Annotated in this window: 10 protein-coding genes; 4 read left to right on the forward strand and 6 right to left on the reverse strand. The window is 62.4% G+C overall.

The window, feature by feature from the left end:
• From urtC to AC1DX0_RS24730, 4 genes are all read left to right on the forward strand, one after another.
• Window positions 1–1,222 (forward strand): urea ABC transporter permease subunit UrtC (urtC, locus tag AC1DX0_RS24715; protein ID WP_477357162.1); only part of this gene is annotated, 1,222 nt, incomplete at its 5' end.
• 6 nt (window positions 1,223–1,228) lie between these two features.
• A complete protein-coding gene (gene urtD / locus AC1DX0_RS24720) occupies window positions 1,229–1,975 on the forward strand; it encodes an urea ABC transporter ATP-binding protein UrtD (protein WP_095200084.1) in 747 nt (248 codons plus the stop codon).
• A 71-nt stretch (window positions 1,976–2,046) separates the two neighbouring features.
• Entirely contained in the window at window positions 2,047–2,742 is a 696-nt protein-coding gene (urtE, locus tag AC1DX0_RS24725) for an urea ABC transporter ATP-binding subunit UrtE (protein WP_013895283.1), read from the forward strand.
• A gap of 266 nt (window positions 2,743–3,008) precedes the next feature.
• On the forward strand, window positions 3,009–3,185 hold the full coding sequence (locus AC1DX0_RS24730; RefSeq protein ID WP_477357164.1) for a hypothetical protein: 177 nt from the start codon (window positions 3,009–3,011) through the stop codon (window positions 3,183–3,185).
• A 48-nt stretch (window positions 3,186–3,233) separates the two neighbouring features.
• Here AC1DX0_RS24730 and AC1DX0_RS24735 read toward each other — a convergent pair whose 3' ends face one another.
• The 6 genes from AC1DX0_RS24735 to uvrA form a co-directional block, all read right to left on the reverse strand.
• Window positions 3,234–4,382, reverse strand: a complete 1,149-nt coding sequence (locus AC1DX0_RS24735) for a GGDEF domain-containing protein (RefSeq protein WP_477220379.1) — start codon at window positions 4,380–4,382, stop codon at window positions 3,234–3,236.
• Between the two features lie 182 nt (window positions 4,383–4,564).
• Window positions 4,565–5,371, reverse strand: coding sequence for a DUF72 domain-containing protein (locus tag AC1DX0_RS24740; RefSeq protein WP_477357166.1), 807 nt, complete (start codon window positions 5,369–5,371; stop codon window positions 4,565–4,567).
• 73 nt (window positions 5,372–5,444) lie between these two features.
• Window positions 5,445–6,059: a hypothetical protein gene (locus AC1DX0_RS24745; RefSeq protein ID WP_477220381.1), complete on the reverse strand. Its 615-nt coding sequence runs from the start codon at window positions 6,057–6,059 to the stop codon at window positions 5,445–5,447.
• Window positions 6,060–6,506: a GNAT family N-acetyltransferase gene (locus AC1DX0_RS24750; protein WP_477357168.1), complete on the reverse strand. Its 447-nt coding sequence runs from the start codon at window positions 6,504–6,506 to the stop codon at window positions 6,060–6,062.
• A complete protein-coding gene (locus tag AC1DX0_RS24755; protein ID WP_477220383.1) occupies window positions 6,503–6,913 on the reverse strand; it encodes a DUF302 domain-containing protein in 411 nt (136 codons plus the stop codon). Before AC1DX0_RS24755 ends, AC1DX0_RS24750 begins: the two co-directional genes overlap by 4 nt.
• Window positions 6,913–9,694, reverse strand: a 2,782-nt coding sequence (gene uvrA, locus AC1DX0_RS24760; RefSeq protein WP_477357170.1) for an excinuclease ABC subunit UvrA, incomplete at its 5' end; no start/stop codon positions are given. The genes AC1DX0_RS24755 and uvrA, both read right to left, overlap by 1 nt.

Genomic DNA, 9,694 nt, shown 5'->3' on the forward strand with positions numbered 1-9,694 from the left:
CTTCTTTGCCGCCGGCGCGGACCGCCGCATCGCCTTCACCATCTTAATCCTGCTGGCGGTGGCCATCATCGTGCCGCTGCTCAACCTGGCGGTTTCATCGACCAGCGCGTTCTACATTCCGTCCTACATCGTGGCGCTGACCGGCAAATATCTCTGCTACGCGCTGCTGGCGCTCGCTCTCGACCTCGTCTGGGGCTATTGCGGCATCCTTTCGCTTGGCCACGGCGCCTTCTTTGCGCTCGGCGGCTATGCGATGGGCATGTATCTGATGCGCCAGATCGGCTCGCGCGGCGTCTATGGCAATCCGATCCTGCCTGATTTCATGGTCTTCCTGAACTACAAGGAATTGCCTTGGTTCTGGACCGGTTTCGACCATTTCTGGTTCGCCGCCATCATGGTGCTCGCGGTGCCGGGCCTGCTCGCTTTCATCTTCGGCTGGTTCGCCTTCCGCAGCCGCGTCACCGGCGTCTATCTCTCCATCATCACCCAGGCGATGACCTACGCGCTGCTGCTTGCCTTCTTTCGCAACGACATGGGTTTCGGCGGCAATAACGGCCTGACCGATTTCAAGGATATTCTGGGCTTCAACGTGCAGGCCGATGCGACGCGTTCGGCGCTGTTTGCCGCCAGCGCGGTGATGCTGGCGCTCGCTGTGTTCATCACCTGGGCGATCGTCGGCTCCAAATACGGCAAGCTGCTGATGGCCGTGCGCGATGCCGAAAGCCGCACCCGCTTCCTTGGCTGGCGGGCTGAGAACGTCAAGCTGTTCGCCTTCACCGTATCGGCCGTCATGGCCGGCATTGCCGGTGCGCTCTATGTGCCGCAGGTCGGCATCATCAATCCCGGCGAGTTCGAGCCGTCCAACTCGATCGAGGTGGTGATCTGGGCGGCCGTCGGCGGGCGCGGCACCATCGTCGGGCCGATCATCGGCGCGCTGCTCGTCAATGCCGGCAAATCCTGGTTCACCGGCCTGCTGCCGGAGCTCTGGCTGTTCGCGCTCGGCGGCCTCTTCGTCGCCGTCACGCTGCTCTTGCCGAAGGGCATCATCGGCATGTGGGATAGCTGGCGCGGCAATGCGAAGGCCTTGCGCGCAGCCGCCGTGGCTGAAGAAGCCGGCACCGAGGTTGGCGTGGCGACCGCGACTTCGAAGCCCGCTCGCTCGCCGGCGAGAAATCCAGGCGAATGGTCATGGTCCGACCCTGAGCCGCAGGCGGCGGAGTAAGCGACCATGAGCAAATCGAACACCATCCTCTATCTTGACGGCGTCTCGGTCTCCTTCGACGGGTTTCGCGCCATCAACAATCTGTCGCTGGTGCTCGACAAGGGTGAGATGCGCGCCATCATCGGCCCCAACGGCGCCGGCAAGACGACGATGATGGACATCGTCACCGGCAAGACGCGGCCCGATGAGGGCGAAGTCTTCTTCGACGGCCAGGTCGATCTGACCAGGCATGACGAGGCCGAGATCGCCATGATGGGCATCGGCCGCAAGTTCCAGAAGCCGACGGTCTTCGAAAGCCACACGATCGAGGAAAACCTGATGCTGGCGCTGAAGGGACCGCGTTCGATCTTTCCGGCGCTTTTTCATCGCCGCTCGGCGGCCGAGGCGCGGCAGATCGACGATATTCTCGGCATCATCCGGCTGGGTGACAAGCGCCATGAGCTGGCGGCCAATCTCAGCCACGGCCAAAAACAGTGGCTGGAGATCGGCATGCTGTTGGCGCAGGACCCAAAGCTGCTTTTGGTCGACGAGCCGGTGGCCGGCATGACCGACGCCGAGACCGAGGAGACCGCGCGGCTGCTCAAGGATATTGCGCGCGACCATTCGGTCATCGTCGTCGAGCACGACATGCATTTCGTGCGCGAACTTGGCGTCAAGGTGACCTGCCTGCACGAGGGCTCGGTGCTGTCGGAAGGCACACTCGATTTCGTTTCGGCCGACGAGCGCGTCGTCGAAGTCTATCTGGGGAGATGAGCATGGTCTGGCGGGTTCAATTCCATCGCTTCGATCTGTCGTTTCTCCGATTCTGGAAAAGGCGCTGAGACATGCTCGAAGTTTCCAACGCCACGCTCCACTACGGCGCCGCCCAGGCGCTGCGCGGCGTTTCGCTGAAGGCGGGGGCCGGCAAGATCACTTGCGTGCTCGGCCGCAACGGCGTCGGCAAGACCAGTTTGATGAGATCGATCGTCGGCCACCATCGGCTGACGAGCGGAAGCGTTGCCTTCGAGGGGAAGGCGCTCGACCGGAGCGCGGCGTATGACCGCGCCCGGTCGGGCATCGCATTCGTACCGCAGGGCAGGGAGATATTTCCCCTGCTCACGGTGCGCGAAAACCTGGAATCCGGCTTCGCGCCGTTGAAGCGTGCCGACCGCAACGTGCCGGCGCATGTCTTCGAGCTGTTTCCAGTGCTGAAGCAGATGCTCGGCCGCCGTGGCGGCGATCTTTCCGGCGGGCAGCAGCAGCAACTGGCGATCGGCCGGGCGCTGGTGATGCGGCCGAAGCTGCTGGTGCTCGATGAGCCGACGGAAGGCATCCAGCCCTCGATCATCAAGGACATCGGCCGCGCCATCCGTTACCTGCGCGATCAGGCCGGCATTGCGGTGCTGCTGGTCGAACAGTATCTCGACTTCTGCCGTGAACTCGCCGATGAGGTCAACATCATGGATCGTGGCCAGATCGTTCATACCGGCCCGGCGGAAGATTTAGACCGGGCTGATGTTCGCAAATTCCTGACCGTCTAGAATCGGTTCTGGACTTCGGCCGACGATCCAAAGTCTTTGGCAAGTCCAATATTTCTTCCATTCAGCTATCCGCATCTCTGGCGCGCCAGAGGCTGCATGTTAGTCTTTTCTTGGCTTTGTGAGTCGGCCGCTTCCGTATCAGTCTGGTTATCGCAGATCGAGGGCGCGGCGAAGGCCGGCAAGTTCCACGCAAGCAAGGCTTCCTAGCTTCCCTCCTGCGATCTCTGTCGTTCAACGCGTTTGGGCACACAGGCTAAGGGACAGCCATGGAACGTTACGTCGAGGACTACCAGAAGCGACGGCTTACCGAACGCGTCGATATCATCGCTGCCATCAACATCCTGAGATCACAGGGCTGCGACTACGACGACTTGATCGAGGAGATCACCAAGGTGTTCTACGTCGATMTCGATACCTTCAATGAAATCGTCATGGCGGCATAGAGCCGCCTTCGCCTATCAGCATGACGGGCTCGGCACTGATACGCGAGGTCAGCTCGCGCGCCGGAATGGCGAGGCGGTGACGCGGTTGCGGCCGCCGCGCTTGGCGTCATAGAGCGCCCTGTCGGCGGCGCTGAGCACCTTGTCGAAGCTGAGGCCCTCTTTGCTGCCGAACGCGAACCCGGCACTGACCGTGCAGCTCAGGGATCCGGTCTCGGTTTCGATCAGGCGCGTCGCGAAAGCGGTCCGGATGCGCTCCGCTGCTTCCTCGACCGTCTCCGGCAAAGTGCGCTTCAGCACCAGTGCGAATTCCTCGCCGCCCATGCGCGCGGCAACGTCGGTCTGGCGAAGATTGCCGGCGAGTTCGCCAGCAAACACCTTCAGCACCTCGTCCCCGGCCGCGTGGCCGAACTCGTCATTGATGGCTTTGAAATTGTCGAGGTCGAAGACGATCACGGCGGTGAAGGCGCCAACCGGGACATGGCCATGCATGTCGAACAGCGCGCGCCGGTTGAGCAGGCCGGTTAGGGGGTCGGTCAAAGCATTGCGGCGGTGGTGCCGGGCCAGACGCCCCTGGTTGAGCGCAAGCGACAGGGCGCCAATACCCGTCATGCTCGCGATGACGACAATGAGGCTCAATTCCTCGGCCCAGTTGCTGGGCGCATGGCCGAGAACCAGCTTGCCGTCCTCAATAAGAACCATGGCACAGAGCGCGAAGGACGCGGCCGTGGCAGCATAGAGTGCGGTGAGGCCGATCGTCAGGGCAGGGGCTTCGTCGCGGCCTTTCCAGTATTCGAGCGCTGTCGCGACCAGGAGCAGAGCGGCGAAAAGGTTCTCGAACATGAAGCCGAGGCCGTCATAGCCCAGAGCCATGGCAGGCAGCGCCACCGCTAGCGAAACGCAACCCAACAGTGCCCGTGGCAGCGGCGAGCCGCCGGTTCTGAACTGGTAGGCAGCTCCCCGCATCGTCGAGAAGCCGAGCAGCAACAGGGCCAGGGTGGCGATGCCGAGCAGGCGCCCGGGCATATCGATATAGGCGTCATAGACAAAGATATCGCCGACCACGAACACCAGGCTGATCGCCCATGTCAGCAGGAATTTTTCCGAGCGCGCGGTCAGCCACATGCCGAACAATGTCAGGCTCAGGCAAGCGGCGGAGAAACCGACTGCCAGCAGAAGTGAAGTGTAGTCGAGCGACATGCCCCTCTTTCCCTGCCGGCGGCGGCTCCAGCTCTGCGGCTTGGCGTCGCCGTATTCATGCGGCAAGGAAGTGTCGATAACGTTACGATGGCGATGAAGATGCCACGAATAGGCGCTTTGCTACGCGCAAAACGCATAGATGATGCGCTTACAGCATGTAGCCGGACAACAACGTATGGTTGTCAGTCGGCCAGCCGCTTCATCAGGGCAATCGCCCCGAATGGCGCGCGTACCTTACCCTCGGTGATGAAGTAGACGAAGACGTCGCGTGGCTGCACCGGCGCGTCTGTGGTGGGATCGGCGCGCCGCAAATCGGCCGGCTGCTTGCCTTCCGCCCAGGTTTTTACCCGCGCAGCCCATTCGTCGAGGCCCTTTGGTGTGTAGCAATCGGGATTGTCGTCCGAGCCAGTCTGCAGCCGTGCATAGACGAAGTCACCGGTGACATCGGCGATATCAGGATATTTGGCATGGTCGGCATAGACGATCGCCGCCTTGTATTTGCGGGCAAGTGCGGCGAATTCCGGCACGATGAAACTGTCGTTGCGCACTTCGAGCGCGTGGCGCAGCGCGACGCCATCCTGCTTTTCCGGCAGCAGTTTCAAAAAGGCCTCGAAATCGTCCGGATCGAACTTTTTGGTCGGCGCGAACTGCCACAGGATCGGCCCGAGCTTCTCGCCGAGCGCGGCAACGCCCGAGCCGAGAAAGCGCGCCATCGATTCACCGGCYTCGCCSAGCACGCGSCGGTTGGTGACGAAGCGGTTGCCCTTCAGSGAATAGACGAAACCGTCCGGCGCTTCRCYRGCCCATTTGACGAASGTSGGYTCCTTGAAGCTGGAATAGTAGGTGCCGTTGACCTCGATGCTCGGCACCTGCCGGCTGGCATATTGCAGCTGTTTAGCCTTGGAAAGTTTCTCGGGATAGAAGGACGTGTCCCAGGGCTCGAAGGTCCAGCCGCCCATGCCGGAGCGGATTGTTCCCGATTTGCTCATGGATTTCTCCTCCAATGTGTTTTGTCGCGAGGGGCTTGCGTTGGTAAAATCGATCCGCAACTGGCAATTTCGGTCAAGTGGGCGGTGACCAATCCGGGGAAAAGATCGTCGGCGTCCCAGAGGGGTAAAGGTCCTTCCGCGGTCGCATGACGCGAAACTGGTTTCCGTCCTCGACGATGTCGTAGAGAGCCTTGATCGGCTGATAGCGTGCACGGCGATAGTCGTGCAGCATCACGATCGTATCGGCATGACAAAGCAGCGAAGCCATGAACGCGCATTCCATGCGCCGTCGGCCGTCGATGAAGATAAAGTCGAATTTGCGCTTCAGGCTTAGCGGCCAGGTCGAATAATTGAGCTCTGGATCGCGGTCGCCAAACTTGGGTCCCTGGAGGTCCAGGCAGATCGGATGGAAACCGCCCCACTGCGGCAGCTGCGGCAGGAGTTGATCGAGGAAGGGCTGGCTGTCGTCGATCGAAAAGAGATTGTCGATGGCCAGTCTGTCCCTCAACTCAAGGATCGCCAGCGTCGTGTGGCCCATGCCCCATTCCAGGAAGGCGCGCGTGTCAGGCTTCACATGTTGCAGCAGGATGCGCTGGAACTCCGACAAATAGTCGGCGCCATAAGCCTGCGACGAGCGGACCACGCCACCCAAGGTCAGTTGGTTTTCCATAGCGCTGCCGGCCTGCATTCACATCGCCTTCGCCATGTCGACGAGCACCCATCTTGGCCGGTAAGGATTGGGCCTGCGACCCGTTTCGCGAWAGCCGTAAGCAAGATAGAGCGCGATGTTCCGTTCCATCTTTGCATTGGTGTAGAGCCGTATCTCCGGCAGGCGCCACAAGCGCGTCTGTTGATCCGCGTGACTGAGCAGCTTTATGCCAAAACCCTTGCCCTGGAAGGCGGGCGACACCGCGACGGAGAAGATCATGGCGTGATCCTCATGCCGCTCCAGCGTGAGCACACCGGCAAGTTCGCCGCCGCTCTCCAGCAGCCAGACTTCGCCGCGCGCGATGCGCGGCGCATAGTCTTCGGTCACGGGGATCGGCGGCGCGTCGAGTATGGCGTTGTAGGGGGCGTAGGCCGCTTGCGTCAGCGCGACGATCGCGGCGAGCTCTTCGGAGCGGGCAAGCCTCATGATTGATCCATTCCAGCGGCAGCGACGATCACCTTTTCCATGCCGGCGGCAATCGCCGCGACCGCAGCACGGCTGGCGTCGCCCAGGCCGTGGCGTTCGGCGATCCACTGCGGATCGTTGTAGGACAGCCAGACCTTGCCTTGCTCATCCTCCCAGGCCAGCGCCTTCACCGGCAGGTCGATGCCGGCAAGCTGCCTGTCCTGCATCAGCGGCGTGCCGCCTTTCGGGTTGCCGAAGATCAGCAATTCGGTCGGCCGCAGCGAGGCGCCGACATCGCGCGCGCCGGCTGCATGATTGATGCGGGCAAACACAAGCAGCCCCGCGCGCTTGATCACCTCAACCAGGCGATCGATGGTTTCGGTCACGCCAAAACGGCTCTGGACCGTGATGAGACCATCCCCAGCCATCACTCCGCCGCTTCGCGTTTGCCTCCGGGGCGGCGCTCCAGCAGTTCCTTGAGAAACTGTCCGGTATAGCTGCGCTTTTCGCGCACGATCGCTTCCGGGGTGCCCTGGGCGACCAGCTCGCCGCCGCCATCGCCACCCTCTGGACCGAGATCGAGCACCCAGTCGGCGGTCTTGATGACTTCGAGATTGTGCTCGATGACAACCACCGTGTTGCCTTGGTCGACCAGCTCGTGCAGCACTTCCAACAGCTTGGCGACGTCGTGGAAATGCAGGCCAGTGGTCGGCTCGTCGAGGATGTAGAGCGTCTTGCCGGTCGCCTTGCGCGACAGTTCCTTGGCCAGCTTGATGCGCTGCGCTTCGCCGCCGGACAGTGTCGTCGCCTGCTGGCCAATATGGATATAGCCGAGGCCGACCTGCTTCAGCGTCTCGAGCTTGTCGCGCACGCCGGGCACGGCGGCGAAGAAGTCGACGCCTTCCTCGACCGTCATGTCGAGCACGTCGGCGATCGACTTGCCCTTGAATTGCACGTCGAGCGTCTCCCTGTTGTAGCGCTTGCCGTGGCAGACGTCGCAGGTGACGTAGACGTCGGGCAGGAAGTGCATCTCGATCTTGATGACGCCGTCGCCCTGGCAGGCCTCGCAGCGGCCGCCCTTGACGTTGAACGAGAAGCGTCCCGGCTGATAACCGCGCGCCTTGGCTTCCGGCAGGCCCGCGAACCAGTCGCGGATCGGCGTGAAGGCGCCGGTATARGTGGCGGGGTTSGAACGYGGCGTWCKKCCGATCGGCGACTGGTCGATGTCGATGACCTTGTCGAGGAATTCCAGGCCCTCGATGCGATCGTGCTCGGCGGGATGCTCGCGCGACCCCATGATGCGGCGCGACGCCGCCTTGAACAGCGTCTCGATCAGGAAGGTCGACTTGCCGCCGCCCGATACGCCGGTGACGGCGGTGAAGGTGCCGAGCGGGATTTCGGCGGTGACGTTCTTCAAATTGTTGCCGCGCGCGCCAACGATTTTCAGGCGCCGGTTCTTCTTAGCTTCACGACGCACGCCGGGCGTCGCCACTTCAAGCGCGCCCGACAGATACTTGCCGGTGATCGAATTGGGGTTTGCCATCACCTGCTGCGGCGTGCCCTGGGCGATGATCTCGCCGCCATGGATGCCGGCGGCCGGACCCATGTCGACGACATAGTCGGCATGCAGGATGGCATCCTCGTCATGCTCGACGACGATCACCGTGTTGCCGATGTCGCGCAGGTGCTTCAGCGTGTCGAGCAGGCGCGCATTGTCGCGCTGATGCAGGCCGATCGACGGCTCGTCCAGCACATAAAGCACGCCGGTCAGGCCCGAACCGATCTGCGAGGCCAGCCGGATGCGCTGGCTTTCGCCGCCCGACAGCGTGCCGGAATTTCGCGACAGGGTGAGGTAGTCGAGACCGACATCGTTGAGGAAGCGCAGGCGCTCGCGGATTTCCTTGAGCACGCGCACCGCAATCTCGTTCTGCTGGTCGTTGAGATGTGGCGGCAGGTCGGTGAACCACTGGTCGGCCTTGCGGATCGAAAGCTCGGTGACTTCGCCGATATGCTTGCCGGCGATTTTCACGGCCAGCGACTCGGGCTTCAGCCGATAACCCTTGCAGACCGGGCAGGGCGTCGCGGACATGAAGCGCTCGATCTCCTCGCGCATCCAGGCGGATTCGGTTTCCTTCCAGCGCCGCTCGAGGTTGGGGATGACGCCTTCGAAGGTCTTGGTCGTCTTGTAGGAGCGCAGCCCGTCATCATACTGGAAGGTGACTTCGCGCTCGCCGGTGCCGCGCAGGATCGCGTCCTGGGCTTCCGTGCTCAAATCCTTGAACTTGTCGCCGAGCTTGAAGTTGTAGGCCTTGCCCAATGCCTCAAGCGTCTGCACGTAATAGGGCGAGGTCGACTTCGCCCAAGGGCTGACGGCGCCGTCGCGCAGCGATGCGTTTTCGTCAGGCACGACGAGGYTGGSGTCGATRGCGCGCTGGCTGCCGAGRCCRTCGCAGGTCGGGCAGGCGCCGAACGGGTTGTTGAASGAGAACAGCCKSGGCTCGATYTCCGGAATGGTGAAGCCGGACACCGGACAGGCGAATTTTTCCGAGAACAGGATGCGCTCATGCGTCTCGTTCTTCGACTTGTTGACMGAATCCTCGCCAGTCTGGCTGGAATCGAGCGGCTTGTCGGCAAACTCGGCCACCGCCAGCCCCTCGGCGAGCTTCAGCGCTGTTTCGATGGAGTCGGCAAGCCTTGTGGCAAGATCGCCGCGCACGACGATGCGGTCGACGACGACGTCGAKGTCRTGCTTGTACTTYTTRTCSAGCGMSGGMACRTCYGMKATYTCRTAGAAGACGCCGTCGACCTTGACGCGCTGRAASCCYTTYTTCTGCAGCTCCAGCAGTTCCTTGCGGTACTCGCCCTTGCGCCCGCGCACSATYGGCGCCAGCAKGAACAGGCGSGTGCCYTCCTCGACCGCCAGCACCCGGTCGACCATCTGGCTGACCGTCTGGCTCTCGATCGGCAGACCGGTGGCCGGCGAATARGGRATGCCGACRCGCGCGAACAGCAGSCGCATGTAGTCGTAGATYTCGGTGACGGTSCCGACCGTSGARCGCGGGTTCTTCGACGTSGTCTTCTGCTCGATSGAGATGGCMGGCGACAGGCCGTCGATCTGGTCGACRTCAGGCTTYTGCATCATTTCGAGGAATTGCCGGGCRTAGGCCGACAGGCTCTCGACATAGCGGCGCTGGCCCTCGGCATAGATG

The sequence above is a fragment of the Mesorhizobium sp. P3_A9 genome (assembly GCF_056402975.1).